Origin of the sequence: Limibacillus halophilus (genome assembly GCF_014191775.1) — a bacterium.
Lineage (GTDB): Bacteria > Pseudomonadota > Alphaproteobacteria > Kiloniellales > CECT-8803 > Limibacillus > Limibacillus halophilus.
In genome coordinates this window covers 1-15885 of record NZ_JACHXA010000014.1, presented here as the reverse complement: position 1 = coordinate 15885, position 15885 = coordinate 1, and the positions used below count along the sequence as shown (strand labels likewise).

Here is a 15885-nt window from a genome sequence, read left to right as displayed (position 1 = left end):
ATCGCAGCCGTCAATGACGTCTTGCCATGGTCAACGTGACCGATCGTTCCCACGTTCACGTGCGGCTTGTTACGCTGAAACTTCTCTTTCGCCATCTTACCGATCTCCGTTCAAGCTTGCGCTTTAAAATCTGTCTTAATCGAACAACCCACTGGGTGATCCACTGGAACTCCCCTTGGGCCGTCAGGCCATCTTTGCGACCACCTCGTCAGCAACGGCCTGCGGCACGCGCTCGTAATGGTCAAAGTGCATGGTGTACTGGGCACGCCCCTGGCTCATCGACCGGAGGGTGTTGACGTAACCAAACATGTTCGCCAGCGGAACCATCGCGTTCAGCACTCGGGCATTACCCCGCTGATCCATCGAATTGACGTTACCGCGGCGAGAATTCAAATCGCCGATGATGTCGCCCATGTACTCTTCGGGCGTCACCACCTCTACCTTCATCATGGGCTCGAGCAACGTCGGCTTGGCTTTCTGCACACCTTCGCGGAAAGCCGCGCGGGCTGCGATTTCAAAGGCCATCACGCTCGAATCGACGTCGTGCGACGCACCGTCGATCAGACTCGCCTTAAAGTCAATCACCGGGAAGCCGGCAATCACACCATTGACCATCGCGGTCTCAATCCCGTGTTGAACACCCGGGATATATTCCCGCGGCACGGAGCCACCGGTAATCGCGTTCTCGAACACGAAACCTGAACCGGGCTCCAAGGGCTCGAACACGATTTTGACGCGGGCATACTGGCCCGAACCGCCAGTCTGTTTCTTGTGCGTGTAATCGACTTCTGCGCGCTGTCCCAGGGTCTCGCGATAAGCAACCTGAGGTGCGCCGACGTTCGCTTCCACCTTAAACTCACGCCGCATACGATCGACAATGATGTCCAGGTGCAACTCGCCCATGCCCTTGATGACCGTCTGGCCGCTCTCGGGGTCGCTTGCCACCTGGAAAGACGGATCTTCCTGCGCCAAACGCTGCAGGGCCTGCCCCATCTTCTCTTGGTCGGCTTTCGTTTTCGGCTCCACAGCAACTTCGATCACGGGCGCCGGGAACTCCATACGCTCCAGAATGATCGGGTGGGCGCTGTCACAAAGCGTCTCACCAGTCGTGGAATCCTTCAGGCCAACCAGCGCGACGATGTCGCCTGCCATGGCCTCATCAATTTCCTCGCGGTGGTTCGAATGCATAAGCAACATACGTCCGACACGCTCTTTACGATCTTTGACCGAGTTCAGGACCTGTGTGCCCTTCGTCAGCTTGCCCGAATAGACACGTACGAAGGTCAGCGAACCGACAAAAGGATCGGTCATGATCTTGAATGCCAACGCCGACAAGGGGGCATCGTCCTCTGGAGGACGGGTAATCGTCTCGTCGCTGTCCGGCTTCACGCCGCGCATCGGCGGTACGTCGACAGGACTTGGAAGGAAGTCCACGACACCGTCCAACAGCGGCTGAACGCCCTTGTTCTTGAAAGCAGAGCCACAGAACACCGGAACGAACTTAAGCGTCGTGCAACCTTTGCGGATACATGCCTTTAGCGTCGCCTCGTCAGGCTCGGTGCCATCAAGATAAGCCTCCATCGCGGCATCGTCCTGCTCGATAGCCAACTCGATAAGCTTCTCACGGTACTCGGCCACCTGCTCTGCGTACTCGGCAGGAACATCGACCTCATCGAACTTCGCGCCAAGAGACTCGTCATGCCAGATCAGCGCCTTGTTCTTCACGAGGTCGATGATGCCCTCAAACTCGGACTCGGAGCCGATAGGCAACTGACACACCGCCGGAACGGCGCCCAGGCGATCAACGATCATGTCGACGCAACGGAAGAAGTTCGCGCCGATGCGGTCCATCTTATTGACGAAGCAAATGCGCGGAACTTTGTACTTATCGGCCTGCCGCCACACGGTTTCGGACTGCGGTTCAACACCGGCCACCGAGTCAAACACCGCAACGGCGCCATCGAGCACACGCAAGGAACGCTCGACCTCAATGGTGAAGTCGACGTGTCCGGGCGTATCGATGATGTTCACACGGTGGTCACGCCAGAAGGTAGTCGTCGCAGCAGACGTAATCGTGATGCCACGCTCCTGCTCCTGCTCCATCCAGTCCATGACCGCGGTGCCCTCGTGGACCTCGCCGATCTTGTAGGATTTGCCCGTGTAAAACAGAATGCGCTCAGTCGTCGTCGTCTTACCCGCATCGATGTGGGCCATGATGCCGATATTGCGGTAGCGATTGAGCGGGGTTTGACGGCCAGCCATAACGAACCTCTTTTACCAGCGGTAATGGGAGAAGGCCTTATTGGCCTCCGCCATACGGTGGGTATCTTCACGCTTCTTCACGGCAGCGCCGCGGCTGTTAGCCGCATCGATCAACTCGTTAGCCAAGCGATCGACCATCGTCAGCTCGCTGCGCGCCCGGGCCGCACCAATCAGCCAGCGGATCGCCAAGGCTTGCGCACGGTCGTGGCGCACCTCGACGGGAACCTGATAGGTCGCACCACCAACGCGGCGAGAACGCACTTCCAGCTCCGGCTTGATGTTGTCCAGGGCTTCGTGGAACACCTTTACGGGGTCGCCCTTGGTCTTCCCTTCGATCTGATCGAAGGCACCATAGACGATACCCTCAGCGACGGACTTCTTGCCGTCCAGCATCAGGTTGTTCATGAACTTCGAAAGCACCACGTCACCGAACTTCGGGTCCGGCAGGATCTGGCGCTTCTCGGCACTATGACGACGCGACATAGCTTTATACCTTCCTTACTTCGGCCGCTTGGCGCCGTATTTCGAACGGCGCTGGCGACGATCTTTGACGCCCTGCGTATCGAGCGTGCCGCGAATGATGTGATAACGAACACCAGGAAGGTCCTTCACGCGACCACCGCGGATCATGACCACGGAGTGCTCCTGAAGGTTATGCCCCTCGCCGGGAATATAGCTCGTCACCTCAAACCCATTGGTGAGGCGAACGCGCGCCACTTTACGAAGTGCCGAGTTCGGCTTCTTCGGCGTGGTCGTGTAAACACGGGTGCAAACGCCGCGCTTCTGCGGGCAGGCTTCAAGAGCCGGCACCTTGTTCCGCGCCACCTGTGGCTTGCGCGGCTTACGGATCAACTGATTGATCGTAGGCATCCGATCGCTTCCTTATAAGACCCTAGTTGCATAACAAAGCACCGCGCGGGAACGAACAAATCGCCCCCTCTGCGGAGTTTCCGTACCACCTTAAAAAGGCGGCTATTTTTCGTCTCGTAAAACCCGGAACTGCGTCTAGACCGTAGAACAGGTCTACCACCAGCCCCCGAAAGGTTGGCGCATACTATGTATGTGCCCTATCCGCGTCAAGCCAAACACGCTGACTTTTTGCTGAGAACCCAGGCTTTCCCGGACCTTGGCACAATTTGAAATAATATTGCGCAAAGATCCGGGATAATGACCTGAATAAATCACCAAGCTCAAGATTGAGCTGGTGCCTCCTCGGCGACTTCACCCGAATCCGCCTGTAAAGCGAGCTGCTCGGCTTCCCGCGCGTCGAGAATCGCCCGGTCGCGCTCGGCCGCGAGTCGCTGCATGCGGTTTACGATGGAGCCTGTACCCGCTGGGATCAGACGACCGACGATCACGTTCTCCTTGAGACCGATCAACTCGTCGACCTTACCCTGCACTGCGGCCTCGGTGAGGACACGGGTAGTCTCCTGGAACGACGCGGCCGAGATGAACGAACGAGTCTGCAAGCTTGCCTTGGTGATGCCGTGCAAGACCGACTTGGCCTCGGCAGCCCTTCCACCGCTAGCAATCACTTTGTCGTTCACCATCTCGAACTCTTCACGGTCGGTCTGCTCGCCAACCAGGAAGGTCGTGTCTCCGCCGTAGGTGATCTCCACCTTTTGTAGCATCTGACGAACAATGACCTCGATATGCTTGTCATTGATCTTCACGCCCTGCAGACGATAGACGCTTTGCACCTCGTTGATCAGATACTCGGCCAAGGCCTCGACACCTAACACCTCGAGGATGTCATGCGGCACCGGGTTGCCGTCCATCAAAAGGTCGCCGCGCTCAACGTTGTCGCCTTCCTGAACCGCCAGGTGCTTGCCCTTCGGGATCAGATACTCCTTCGGCTCCACACCATCCTCGGCCGGCTGGATGATTACGCGACGCTTGGTCTTGTAATCACGTCCGAACTCAACGCGCCCCGGAATTTCCGCAATGATGGCGAAGTCCTTGGGCTTGCGGGCTTCGAACAGTTCAGCCACGCGCGGCAGACCACCCGTGATATCGCGGGTCTTGGAGCTCTCCCTCGGAATACGCGCCAAGACGTCACCGGCTTGGACCTGAGAGCCATGCTCAACCGACAGGATTGCGTCCACCGACATGAAGTAGCGCGCTTCCAGACCGTTGGCCAACGTGACGACTTCACCTTTCTCGTCACGCAAAGTGACCCGTGGCTTGAGGTCCGCACCCTTGGGCTGCTGCTTCCAATCGATAACGACGCGGTTGGAAATGCCGGTCGTCTCGTCCATGTGCTCCTTGATCGAAATTCCTTCGACCAAATCGACATAGCTGGCAATACCTTCCCGCTCGCTGATGATAGGCGTCGTATAAGGATCCCATTCGGCCAGACGCTGACCCTTGGTAACCTTCTTGCCTTCTTCCGCGAGCAAACGCGCACCATAAGGAACCTTATGCCTGGCCCGCTCACGCTTCTGCTCATCCAGCAGCACGACTTCCATGTTGCGGCTCATGGCAATGGCCACGCCCTCGGAGTTATGGACAACGTTCTTGTTGTGCCATTTCACCAGGGCATCACTCACTGCCTCGATGCTCGACTGCTCGGCACCACCCTGCGCCGCGCCGCCGATATGGAAGGTACGCATGGTCAACTGGGTGCCCGGCTCACCGATCGACTGCGCCGCGATTACGCCGACAGCCTCACCCTGGTTGACGCGCGTGCCACGCGCCAGATCGCGACCGTAGCAGTGGCCGCAGACGCCGCCCCGGCTCTCGCAAGTCAGGGTCGAACGGATGCGAACCACGTCAATTCCGGCCCGGTCGATGGCTTCGACCTCCGGCTCGGTCACCAGATCATTGCGTTTGACGATGACTTCGCCCGACAACGGATCGACCACATCCTCGGCCGCCGTGCGACCCAGGATACGCTCGCCCAAGGGAGCGATGACCTCGCCGCCCTCGATCACGGGATGCAGCGTCAGGTACTTCTCGGAGCCGCAATCCTCTTCGACGATGATGCAATCCTGCGCCACGTCGACGAGACGGCGGGTAAGGTATCCCGAGTTCGCCGTCTTCAAGGCAGTATCGGCCAGTCCCTTACGGGCGCCGTGCGTGGAGTTGAAGTACTCCAGGACCGACAGGCCTTCCTTGAAGTTGGAAATGATCGGCGTCTCGATGATCTCGCCCGACGGCTTAGCCATCAGCCCGCGCATGCCGGCAAGCTGTTTGATCTGCGCGGCGGAACCACGCGCACCGGAGTGTGCCATCATGTAAACCGAATTGATGGACAGTCCCCGGTTTTGGGACATGACCTTCATCATCTCCTCGGCCACCTTATCGGTGCAAGACGACCAAACGTCGACGACCTTATTGTACTTCTCGCCGCGCGTGATGAGGCCTTCCTGGTACTGCTGTTCAAACTCCTTCACCTGATCCTGGGCTTCCTCGACCAGTTTGATCTTGGCTTCCGGAATGATCAGGTCGTCCTTGCCGAAGGAGATGCCCGCACGGCAGGCATAAGCAAAGCCCAGGCCCATCATGCGGTCACAGAAAATAACCGTCTCCTTCTGGCCGCAGTGGCGGTAAACCGTATCGATAACCTCGGTTACCTCCTTTTTGGTCAAAAGGCGGTTGATGGTCGAGAAAGGCAGCTTCTTGTGGCGCGGCAACACCTGCGCCAACAACATGCGGCCAGGCGTAGAATCGACCAGCTGCACGACCGGCTCACCCTCGGAATTGACGGTCGAATAACGCGCCTTGATCTTGGCATGCAGCGACACGGCGTGTGCCTCCAACGCATGCTCGATCTCGCCCATGGTGCCGAACACCATGCCCTCGCCCTGCTCGCCGTCGTTCTCCATCGTCAGGTAGTAGATACCCAGAACAATATCCTGAGACGGGACGATGATCGGCTTACCATTGGCCGGCGACAGGATATTGTTGGTCGACATCATCAAGACGCGCGCTTCCAACTGGGCTTCCAGCGACAACGGCACGTGGACCGCCATCTGGTCACCGTCGAAGTCCGCGTTGAATGCAGTACAAACCAGCGGGTGAAGCTGGATTGCCTTACCTTCGATCAATACCGGTTCGAACGCCTGAATACCCAAGCGGTGCAACGTGGGCGCCCGGTTCAACATGACCGGATGCTCGCGAATGACCTCTTCCAGAATATCCCAAACTTCGGGGCGTTCCTTTTCCACCATCTTCTTGGCGGCCTTGATCGTCGACGCCATGCCGTAGAGTTCAAGCTTCGAATAGATGAAGGGCTTGAATAACTCCAACGCCATCTTCTTTGGCAAGCCGCACTGATGCAGCTTCAGTTCCGGTCCCACCACGATGACCGAACGACCGGAGTAGTCGACGCGCTTACCCAGAAGGTTTTGACGGAAGCGACCCTGCTTGCCTTTCAGCATGTCCGACAGCGACTTCAAGGGCCGCTTGTTGGCGCCCGTGATGACACGGCCGCGGCGACCGTTGTCAAACAACGCGTCAACGGACTCCTGCAGCATGCGTTTTTCATTGCGCACGATGATATCGGGCGCACGCAGTTCAATCAGTCGCTTCAAACGGTTGTTGCGGTTGATGACGCGGCGATAGAGATCGTTCAAGTCAGAGGTCGCGAAACGGCCACCGTCCAAGGGCACAAGCGGACGCAACTCGGGCGGAATGACGGGAACGACATCCAAAATCATCCACTCGGGCCGCGCACCGGATACGACAAAAGACTCAACCAGCTTCAGACGCTTGACCAACTTCTTGCGTTTTGCTTCCGAATTGGTGTCTTTCAACTCGGCACGCAGTTCGATCTCAAGCTCCTCAAGGTCGAGGCGCGAGAGCATCTCCTTCATGGCTTCGGCGCCAATAAGAGCTGTAAAGGCGTCTTCCCCAAACTCTTCCTGCGCGTCGAGGTATTCGTCCTCGCTCAACAATTGGCGCTGCTTGAGCGGCGTCAAGCCAGGTTCGGTTACGACAAAGTTTTCGAAGTAGAGCACCCGCTCCAACTCCTTCAACGTCATGTCGACGAGAAGACCGATACGGCTCGGCAGTGATTTCAGGAACCAGATATGCGCAACCGGGCTGGCCAGTTCGATATGGCCCATGCGCTCGCGGCGGACCTTGGACAGGGTCACTTCGACGCCGCACTTCTCGCAGATGATGCCGCGGTATTTCATGCGCTTATACTTGCCGCAAAGGCACTCGTAGTCCTTTACCGGGCCGAAAATTCGGGCGCAGAACAGGCCATCGCGCTCCGGCTTGAAAGTCCGGTAATTGATGGTTTCCGGCTTCTTGATCTCACCGAACGACCAGGAACGGATGCGCTCCGGGCTGGCAATGGAAATGCGGATCTGATCGAAGCTCTGCGGGCCAGAGGGCTGACCGAAGAGGTTCATGATGTCGTTCATCGGTATCTCCCGATAATCATGGTGCCCCGAGGGTGGGGCTTCGAGACGACCGGCTTTTCACAACCGGTCGCCCCTTTTTCTAGGACCTATTAGAAGCCGCTCTGCTTCAACTCAACGTCGAGGCCCAGCGAACGCAGTTCCTTCACGAGAACGTTGAAGGATTCCGGTATACCTGCCTCGAAGTTATCATCGCCCTTGACGATCGACTCGTAGACCTTGGTACGACCCGATACGTCGTCCGACTTGACCGTGAGCATTTCCTGCAAGGTGTAGGCTGCGCCGTAAGCTTCCAGCGCCCAGACCTCCATCTCACCGAAGCGCTGTCCACCGAACTGCGCCTTACCGCCCAGCGGTTGCTGAGTCACAAGGCTGTACGGACCGATGGAACGGGCGTGGATCTTGTCGTCGACGAGGTGATGCAGTTTCAGCATGTAGATGTAGCCGACTGTTACCGGGCGGTGGAATTTCTCGCCCGAGCGACCATCCCACAACCAGACCTGACCCGACGTGTCGTGACCGGCCTCTACCAACATCTCCATGATGTCTTCGCTTCGTGCACCGTCAAACACCGGCGTGGCAATGGGAACACCACCACGCAGGTTGTTCGCAAGCTCGCCGATATGGCGATCTTCAAGGTCGGTGATCATCTTCTTGTAGACTTCCGGACCGTAGACGTCCTTGAGCTTGTCGCGCAGCACCTTGAACTTGCCGGTTCGGTTCGCGTCATCGAGCATGCGCCCGATATCACGCCCCAGCCCTGCACAAGCCCATCCAAGGTGCGTTTCAAGAATCTGCCCGACGTTCATGCGGCTGGGCACACCCAACGGATTGAGCACGATATCCACCGGAGTACCATCTTCCAGGTGAGGCATGTCCTCCATCGGCATGATCTTGGAAATGACACCCTTGTTGCCGTGGCGTCCGGCCATCTTGTCGCCCGGCTGAAGCTTGCGCTTCACGGCCACGAAAACCTTGACCATCTTCATCACGCCCGGCGGCAACTCGTCGCCGCGCTGCAACTTGTCCACCTTGTTCTCGAAACGCTTCTGCAGCGCCCCGACGGCTTCCTCGAACTGCTTGTTGAGCGCCTCGACGTCACCCTGGCGCTTGTCGCCCTTGACGGCGATCTGGCGCCACTGACCCGGCGTGAAATCAGAGAGGACTTCCTCGGTGATCTTAACGCCCTTCTTGAAGCCTTTGGGACCGGAAACGCCCGTCTCGCCGATCAGAAGATCCTTGAGGCGGCCATAGAAGCTGCGCTCCAGAATGGTCTTCTCGTCATCACGGTCCTTGGCAAGCCGCTCGATTTCAGACCGCTCGATAGCCAGGGCACGCTCGTCCTTCTCGACGCCGCGGCGCGAGAAGACGCGAACCTCAACCACCGTTCCGGTCACGCCGGGCGGCACTTTCAAGGAGCTATCGCGAACATCGGAGGCCTTTTCGCCGAAGATCGCCCGAAGCAGTTTTTCCTCGGGTGTCATCGGCGATTCGCCCTTCGGCGTGACCTTGCCGACCAGGATGTCACCTGCATTCACCTCGGCACCAATATAAACGATACCGGCTTCGTCGAGGTTGCGCAGAGCATCCTCACCGACGTTGGGAATGTCGCGGGTGATCTCTTCCTGGCCCAACTTGGTATCGCGGGCCATGACCTCGAACTCTTCGATGTGAATCGAGGTGAAGACGTCGTCTCGGACGATGCGCTCGGAGATGAGGATCGAATCCTCAAAGTTGTAGCCCATCCACGGCATGAAGGCGACGAGCACGTTGCGGCCCAACGCCAGCTCGCCCAGCTGGGTCGAGGGGCCGTCGGCGATGATATCGCCCTTCTCCACCATTTCTCCGACCTTGACCAGCGGACGCTGGGTGATCGAAGTGTTCTGGTTCGACCGCTGAAACTTCAACAGGTTGTAGATGTCGACGGCCTGCTCTCCGCTCGAGGTTTCCTCGGTGACACGGATAACGATACGGGTCGCATCGACCTGATCGATTACACCGGCGCGGCGCGCTACGATCGACGCACCTGAGTCGCGTGCAACCGTTTCTTCCATGCCTGTTCCCACCAACGGCGCTTCCGCCTGCAACAGCGGTACCGCCTGGCGTTGCATGTTGGAGCCCATCAGCGCGCGGTTAGCGTCGTCATTCTCCAGGAAGGGAATGAGCGCCGCGGCAACCGAAACGATCTGCTTGGGCGACACGTCGATGAGGTCGATGTCCTCGGGACGGGCAACGATGTAGTCGCCCGCCTGACGACTAGACACCAGATCGTCAACGAAGCGGCCCTTGTCATCCAACGTCGCATTGGCCTGAGCGATCGTATAGCGCCCTTCGTCCATCGCCGAAAGATAGATGACCTCGTCCGTCACTTTGTTATCGACGATTTTCCGGTAGGGGCTCTCGATGAAGCCGTACTTGTTGACCCGCGCATAGGTCGCCAGCGAGTTGATCAGGCCAATGTTTGGGCCTTCAGGCGTCTCGATGGGACAAATGCGTCCATAGTGGGTCGGATGCACGTCGCGAACTTCGAAGCCGGCGCGTTCACGCGTCAGACCGCCCGGGCCCAAGGCCGAAAGACGACGCTTGTGCGTGATCTCGGACAACGGGTTGGTCTGATCCATGAACTGGGAAAGCTGCGAAGAACCGAAGAACTCGCGCACGGCGGCGGCGGCTGGCTTGGCATTGATCAGGTCATGCGGCATCACCGTGTCAATCTCGACCGAGCTCATACGCTCCTTGATCGCGCGCTCCATGCGCAACAAGCCGACTCGGTACTGATTCTCCATCAGCTCACCGACCGAACGCACGCGCCGATTGCCCAGATGATCGATATCGTCGATCTCGCCGCGGCCGTCCTTCAATTCACAGAGAATCTTGAGGATAGACAACACATCGGCCTTCCGGAGCACACGCACTTCGTCGGAAACGTCCGTGAATCCCAAACGGGCATTCATCTTCACGCGACCGACGGCGGAAAGATCGTAGCGTTCCGAGTCGAAGAACAGGCTCTGGAACATTGCCTCGGCCGTCTCCAGCGTCGGCGGCTCGCCCGGACGCATCACCCGGTAGATATCGATCAGCGCATCCTCGCGGCTGCGGTTCTTGTCCGCTGCCAGCGTGTTGCGGATGTAAGGGCCGATATTGAGGTGATCGATCGCCAGTACCGTGATTTCCTTCACGGAAGCATTGGACAAGGTCTCCAGAGACTCTTCCGTAATCTCATCGCCCGCCTCAGCCAAGACCTCGCCGGTCTTTGCGTTGATATGGTCACCGGCGAGATAAAGACCGTGCAGTTCCTCCTCGGTTACAAGGATCTCCTTGAGACCCGCTTCCTCGATCTTGCGCAGCAGGCGCGGGGTCATCTTGGCACCGGCCTCGGCAACGATCTCGCCGTCCTTGGCGTTGACCAGCGGCGCGACCAGCTTGGAGCCCTTCAAACGCTCTGGCGAAAAGGCGGTTTTCCAACCGCCCTTGACCTTCTTATAGGTCACGCCGTCGTAGAAAGCCTCCAGGATCTCTTCCGCCGACATCCCTTCAAGGGACGCCAAATCAACCGCTTCGCCCTTCTTGGCAGCATCGGCGCGCCGTTTCTCCGTCTCAATGCTGTCGAGCGCCATCAGGAATGTCGTTGCCGGCAGTTTCCTGCGACGGTCCACACGCACATAAACGATGTCCTTGGCGTCGAACTCAAAGTCCAGCCAGGAACCACGGTAAGGGATCACGCGCGCAGCGAAGAGATATTTGCCCGACGAATGGGTCTTGCCGCGATCATGGTCAAAAAACACGCCCGGGCTACGATGCATTTGCGAGACGATCACACGCTCGGTGCCGTTCACCACGAAAGTGCCGTTGCCGGTCATGAGCGGCATATCGCCCATGTAAACGTCCTGCTCCTTGATATCGCGAATCGACTTGGCACCACTGTCCTCGTCGATATCCCAGACGACGAGGCGCAGCGTGACCTTCAAGGGCGCTGCGTAAGTCATGCCGCGCTGCTGGCATTCCTCGACGTCGTACTTCGGCTCTTCCAGTTCATAGCGAACGAAATTGAGCTCCGAACGTCCGGCGAAATCGCGGATCGGAAATACCGAACTGAAAACCGCCTGTAGCCCACTCTGCGGGCGCTTCTCCGGTTTTACATCGGCGAGCAGAAACTGGTCATAGGAAGTTTTCTGCACCTCGATGAGGTTCGGCATTTCGGTGACTTCGGGAATCCGTCCGAAGCTCTTGCGAATGCGCTTACGACCGGTAAAGGACCTCTCCATCTTAAGCTTCCTCATCACATCTGTTTGCGGGGCGCCGCCCAGTGCCTGTATCTGGGCACATCCTGGAAAGCCTTCCGCCTACGCCAATAAATCTCTTCTGCAACCCCTGCTCAGACCCCGGTTTTGAGGAACCGCGCAGTGGGCCATCACACATCAACTCGGAGGAGTTTTCTCCGGGCTCATGCGTGAAGGCACGAAAAGCCTGCGCCGGCGCGCCCCTTCCGAGACGCGCCGACCAGGCCTGCAAAGTGCAGCGTTACACGCAGCACTTACTTCAACTCAACGGTGGCACCAGCCTCCTCGAGTTGCTTCTTTACCTTCTCGGCCTCGTCCTTGGAAACAGCTTCCTTGACGGCCTTCGGTGCGGCTTCGACCAGATCCTTGGCTTCCTTCAGGCCAAGACCGGTGATCGCACGGACTTCCTTAATGACGTTGATCTTTTTGTCGCCAACGGCGGCCAGAACAACATCGAATTCGTCCTTCTCAGCGGCAGCCGGAGCATCACCACCACCAGCGGCGGCAGCAACGGCAACCGGAGCAGCGGCGGAAACGCCCCACTCCTCTTCGAGGCGCTTCGCCAAATCGGCAGCCTCCAGGACGGTCAGCTTGGACAGCTCTGCAACGAGCTTATCGAGATCAGCCATTTTAGTTCCTACTCCTAGTTAAACTTGAGCTTACTGTTTGCTCGGATCACGCGGGATCACGCGGCTTCGCCTTTTTGGGCATAGGCATTCAAGAGACGTGCCATCTGGCCAGCCGGAGCCTGCAGAACGCCAGCGACCTTTGTCGCCGGGGCCTGCATAAGACCAATCAGCTTGCCTCGCAGTTCATCCAGGGACGGCAGCTTGGCCAGGGCCATGACGCCTTCGACGTCAAGTACCTGCGAATCCATAGCACCACCAACGATCTGTAGTTTATCGTTGTCCTTGGCGAACTCGACGGCGACCTTCGCCGCTGCAATGGGGTCTTCCGACATCGCAATGCCGGTCGGCCCGCTGAACAGCGAATCCAGTCCCTCGAACTTCGTGCCTTTAAGAGCCAGACGCGTGAGCCGATTCTTACTCACCTTAAAGTTGGCGCCGGCTGCACGCATCTTGCGACGCAGGTCCTGCGACTGTGCCACCGTGAGCCCCGTTTGTTGGGTCACGATAACCAGCGAGACCTCGCCGAAGGACGCGTTCAGCGTGGACACCAGCTCTTCTTTTTCCGTACGGTCCACGAATCGTCTCTCCCGTCATTGGACTGCAACGCCTTCCTGAGAAAGTGTTGCGGCCCGTTGCACGAAGGCCTTTCCGGCAAAGCGTCCGGAAAGACCCGGTTCGCCTGTCCCGGAAGCTCAAGCTTTTCGAAGGAGCCCTCCGAAATTCTTTTGCTTCCTGTCTATGCAGGCCCGCAAATGGGCTTAAGTATTGCCTGCGAACAGACAACACACCTGCAGTCTTGGACAGGTTACCAGCCGATTGCCACCAAGGCATCTCGGCCGGTCTTCCCGGTGGCCGATTCCGAAAAATCCACCACCGAAACCCTTTGGTTGCTCACGCCACCCGGTCAGTTGACCAGGCTGGCAACCTCAACTTTCACTCCGGCACCCATCGTCGAGGAAAGGGCTACCCGCTTGATGTAGCTCCCCTTCGCGCCGCTGGGCTTGGCGCGGTTGATCGCCGCGACGAAAGCCTTAACGTTCTCTACCAGGGCTTCTTCGCTGAAGCTGGCCTTGCCGACACCGGCATGGACGATGCCCGCCTTCTCGACACGGAACTGAACCTGACCGCCCTTGGCGTCGGCGACCGCTTGGGTCACATCTGCCGTTACCGTGCCCAGTTTGGGGTTCGGCATCAAACCGCGCGGACCCAGCACCTTACCGAGACGGCCCACCAACGGCATCATGTCCGGTGTGGCAATGACGCGATCGAAGTCCATCTGGCCGGCTTGCACCTGCTCTGCGAGATCCTCCGCACCGACGATATCGGCGCCGGCTTTCTTCGCCTCTTCCGCCTTGTCGCCCTTAGCAAAGACGGCAACGCGAAGCGCCTTACCCGTGCCATGCGGTAAGGAAACCGCACCGCGTACGTTCTGATCCGCGTGGCGAGGGTCAACACCCAGATTCATGGCGATCTCGACCGTCTCATCGAACTTGGCGCTCGCCCGGCCCTTGATCATCTTGATCGCTTCGACCACTTCATAGGTTGCCCGACGGTCAATGCCGTCAATAACCTTTTGATAACGCTTACCTTTGTGCGCCATGATTTCAGTCCTCCACCACTTCGAGGCCCATGGAACGGGCCGAACCGGCAATAATGCTGATCGCCGCATCGATGTCGTTGGCGTTGAGATCGGCCATCTTGGCCTCGGCGATCTCTGCCAACTGAGCGCGGGTCACCTTACCGATGAAACCCTTGCCCGTGGTGGGGGAACCCTTCGCAACCTTGGCCGCCTTGCGCAGATAGTAAGACGCAGGAGCAGTCTTCAGTTCGAAAGAGAACGACCGGTCGCTGTATGCCGTGATGACCACAGGCGTCGGCGTACCCGGCTCCATTCCCTGCGTGGCCGCATTGAAGGCCTTGCAGAATTCCATGATGTTCAGACCGCGCTGACCTAGCGCCGGTCCGACCGGCGGGGAGGGATTGGCCTGCCCCGACGGAATCTCGAGCTTGATATAGCCCGCAATCTTTTTTGCCATTTCAATTCACCCTTCTAACATTCTGGGCTGCGCGGTCCGGTCGTCGCTTGGACTTTGATGCGACCGTCACCTCCCGCGCCACTACTGCGACTCTTCCAACCTGAAAGCGCCGCCACCTCTCCCGGCCAGTCCAACATCCCGCTAGGGAAATCAGACCTTTTCGACCTGGGAGTATTCCAATTCCACCGGCGTCGAACGTCCAAAAATGGAAACCGCCACCTTGAGCCGCGAACGCTCTTCATCGACATCGTCAACCGTTCCGTTGAACGATGTGAAGGGACCGTCCGCAACGCGAACCTGCTCACCGATCTCGAAGGTGATCGAGGGCTTGGGCCGCTCAACGCCTTCTTGAACCTGATGCAGGATCTGTTGCGCTTCCTTCTCCGAGATCGGGGAAGGTTTGCCTTTGCTGCCCAGGAAACCGGTAACCTTCGGCGTATCCTTGACCAAATGCCAGCTCTGATCAGTCAGTTCCATCTTGGCCAGAACATAACCTGGAAAGAACTTGCGCTCCGACGTCACCTTCTGACCCCGGCGAATTTCGATCACTTCCTCGGTCGGCACCAGGACCTCTTCGAAAAGTTCCTCCATGCCCTTCTGCCGCGCCTGATCCTTAATGGACTCGGCGACCTTCTTTTCAAAGCCCGAATAGACGTGGACCACATACCAACGGATGGCCATAACCAGTTAGCCTCCAATCCCAAGAAGCAGCTTCACGGCAAAGGCCAGAACCTGATCAACCAAGAAGAAGAAAATCGCCGCCAGAAACACCATCACAAACACCATGATTGTGCTGACAGTGGTCTCGCGCCGCGTCGGCCAGGTAACCTTGCTGGCTTCCTGGCGTACTTCGCGAAAAAACTGCGCGACGTTGGTCTTGGCCATCGTGGGCCTTCCTTTTCCGTCTCAAACGGCAATTCCGACAGGAGCGCCACCATTTAAGGCATTGCCGCTGCCGGAGCCAAAATTTCTCGGGCGCTCAATCGCGCGCCTCATCACAAAGCGCCTCAACTGGCAGGAGTGGAGGGACTCGAACCCACAGCCCCCGGTTTTGGAGACCGGTGCTCTACCAATTGAGCTACACTCCTAACGCCACTTCTAAAGGGGAAATGGGGTCGTGCTTACCAGCCACAACCCCAAACCCCGCTAAAACCTCCTAAGAGGATTACTTAACGACCGCGGAGACGACGCCGGCACCGACGGTGCGGCCGCCCTCACGGATAGCGAAACGCAGGCCTTCGTCCATGGCGATCGGCGCGATCAACTCGACTTCCATCGCCACGTTGTCGCCCGGCATCACCATCTCCGT

General features: G+C 58.4%; 13 protein-coding genes and 1 tRNA gene. All 14 read right to left on the bottom strand.

All coding sequences use genetic code 11. The features are described from left to right. Positions 1-95, bottom strand: a 95-nt coding sequence (locus tag FHR98_RS16510; protein ID WP_246377584.1) for a GTP-binding protein, incomplete at its 3' end; no start/stop codon positions are given. Between the two features lie 88 nt (positions 96-183). Then, a complete protein-coding gene (gene fusA / locus FHR98_RS16505; protein WP_183417845.1) occupies positions 184-2262 on the bottom strand; it encodes an elongation factor G in 2079 nt (692 codons plus the stop codon). A gap of 12 nt (positions 2263-2274) precedes the next feature. Beyond that, positions 2275-2745, bottom strand: a complete 471-nt coding sequence (gene rpsG, locus FHR98_RS16500; protein WP_183417844.1) for a 30S ribosomal protein S7 — start codon at positions 2743-2745, stop codon at positions 2275-2277. A 15-nt stretch (positions 2746-2760) separates the two neighbouring features. After that, complete coding sequence (gene rpsL / locus FHR98_RS16495) at positions 2761-3132, bottom strand: 30S ribosomal protein S12 (protein WP_183417843.1); 372 nt, start codon at positions 3130-3132, stop codon at positions 2761-2763. Positions 3133-3452: 320 nt separating this feature from the next. Then, positions 3453-7634, bottom strand: coding sequence for a DNA-directed RNA polymerase subunit beta' (rpoC, locus tag FHR98_RS16490; protein ID WP_183417842.1), 4182 nt, complete (start codon positions 7632-7634; stop codon positions 3453-3455). Between the two features lie 89 nt (positions 7635-7723). After that, complete coding sequence (gene rpoB / locus FHR98_RS16485; protein ID WP_183417841.1) at positions 7724-11896, bottom strand: DNA-directed RNA polymerase subunit beta; 4173 nt, start codon at positions 11894-11896, stop codon at positions 7724-7726. A gap of 269 nt (positions 11897-12165) precedes the next feature. After that, a complete protein-coding gene (rplL, locus tag FHR98_RS16480; RefSeq protein ID WP_183417840.1) occupies positions 12166-12540 on the bottom strand; it encodes a 50S ribosomal protein L7/L12 in 375 nt (124 codons plus the stop codon). A gap of 56 nt (positions 12541-12596) precedes the next feature. Continuing rightward, the gene (gene rplJ / locus FHR98_RS16475) at positions 12597-13115 is read right to left on the bottom strand and encodes a 50S ribosomal protein L10 (protein ID WP_183417839.1); all 519 of its coding nucleotides are present in this window, start codon (positions 13113-13115) and stop codon (positions 12597-12599) included. A gap of 329 nt (positions 13116-13444) precedes the next feature. After that, the gene (gene rplA / locus FHR98_RS16470) at positions 13445-14140 is read right to left on the bottom strand and encodes a 50S ribosomal protein L1 (protein WP_183417838.1); all 696 of its coding nucleotides are present in this window, start codon (positions 14138-14140) and stop codon (positions 13445-13447) included. Positions 14141-14144: 4 nt separating this feature from the next. Next, positions 14145-14576, bottom strand: coding sequence for a 50S ribosomal protein L11 (gene rplK, locus FHR98_RS16465; RefSeq protein WP_183417837.1), 432 nt, complete (start codon positions 14574-14576; stop codon positions 14145-14147). 150 nt (positions 14577-14726) lie between these two features. Further along, the gene (gene nusG, locus FHR98_RS16460) at positions 14727-15257 is read right to left on the bottom strand and encodes a transcription termination/antitermination protein NusG (protein ID WP_183417836.1); all 531 of its coding nucleotides are present in this window, start codon (positions 15255-15257) and stop codon (positions 14727-14729) included. A 6-nt stretch (positions 15258-15263) separates the two neighbouring features. Beyond that, positions 15264-15461 carry a preprotein translocase subunit SecE gene (gene secE, locus FHR98_RS16455; protein WP_183417835.1) on the bottom strand — a complete coding sequence of 66 codons (198 nt, stop codon included), beginning with the start codon at positions 15459-15461 and terminating at the stop codon, positions 15264-15266. 127 nt (positions 15462-15588) lie between these two features. Continuing rightward, positions 15589-15664: transfer RNA gene (locus tag FHR98_RS16450), tRNA-Trp, on the bottom strand. Between the two features lie 77 nt (positions 15665-15741). Continuing rightward, positions 15742-15885: EF-Tu C-terminal domain-related protein (locus FHR98_RS16445; protein ID WP_496196075.1), on the bottom strand; the 144-nt coding region annotated here is incomplete at its 5' end.

Bases quoted from the DNA above. Each gene is read 5' to 3' on its own strand.
- rpsG (WP_183417844.1), bottom strand. From the start codon at position 2,745: ATGTCGCGTCGTCATAGTGCCGAGAAGCGCCAGATCCTGCCGGACCCG.
- rplA (WP_183417838.1), bottom strand. From the start codon at position 14,140: ATGGCGCACAAAGGTAAGCGTTATCAAAAGGTTATTGACGGCATTGAC.
- nusG (WP_183417836.1), bottom strand. From the start codon at position 15,257: ATGGCCATCCGTTGGTATGTGGTCCACGTCTATTCGGGCTTTGAAAAG.
- secE (WP_183417835.1), bottom strand. From the start codon at position 15,461: ATGGCCAAGACCAACGTCGCGCAGTTTTTTCGCGAAGTACGCCAGGAA.
- rpoC (WP_183417842.1), bottom strand. From the start codon at position 7,634: ATGAACGACATCATGAACCTCTTCGGTCAGCCCTCTGGCCCGCAGAGC.
- rpoB (WP_183417841.1), bottom strand. From the start codon at position 11,896: ATGGAGAGGTCCTTTACCGGTCGTAAGCGCATTCGCAAGAGCTTCGGA.
- rplK (WP_183417837.1), bottom strand. From the start codon at position 14,576: ATGGCAAAAAAGATTGCGGGCTATATCAAGCTCGAGATTCCGTCGGGG.
- rplL (WP_183417840.1), bottom strand. From the start codon at position 12,540: ATGGCTGATCTCGATAAGCTCGTTGCAGAGCTGTCCAAGCTGACCGTC.
- rpsL (WP_183417843.1), bottom strand. From the start codon at position 3,132: ATGCCTACGATCAATCAGTTGATCCGTAAGCCGCGCAAGCCACAGGTG.
- fusA (WP_183417845.1), bottom strand. From the start codon at position 2,262: ATGGCTGGCCGTCAAACCCCGCTCAATCGCTACCGCAATATCGGCATC.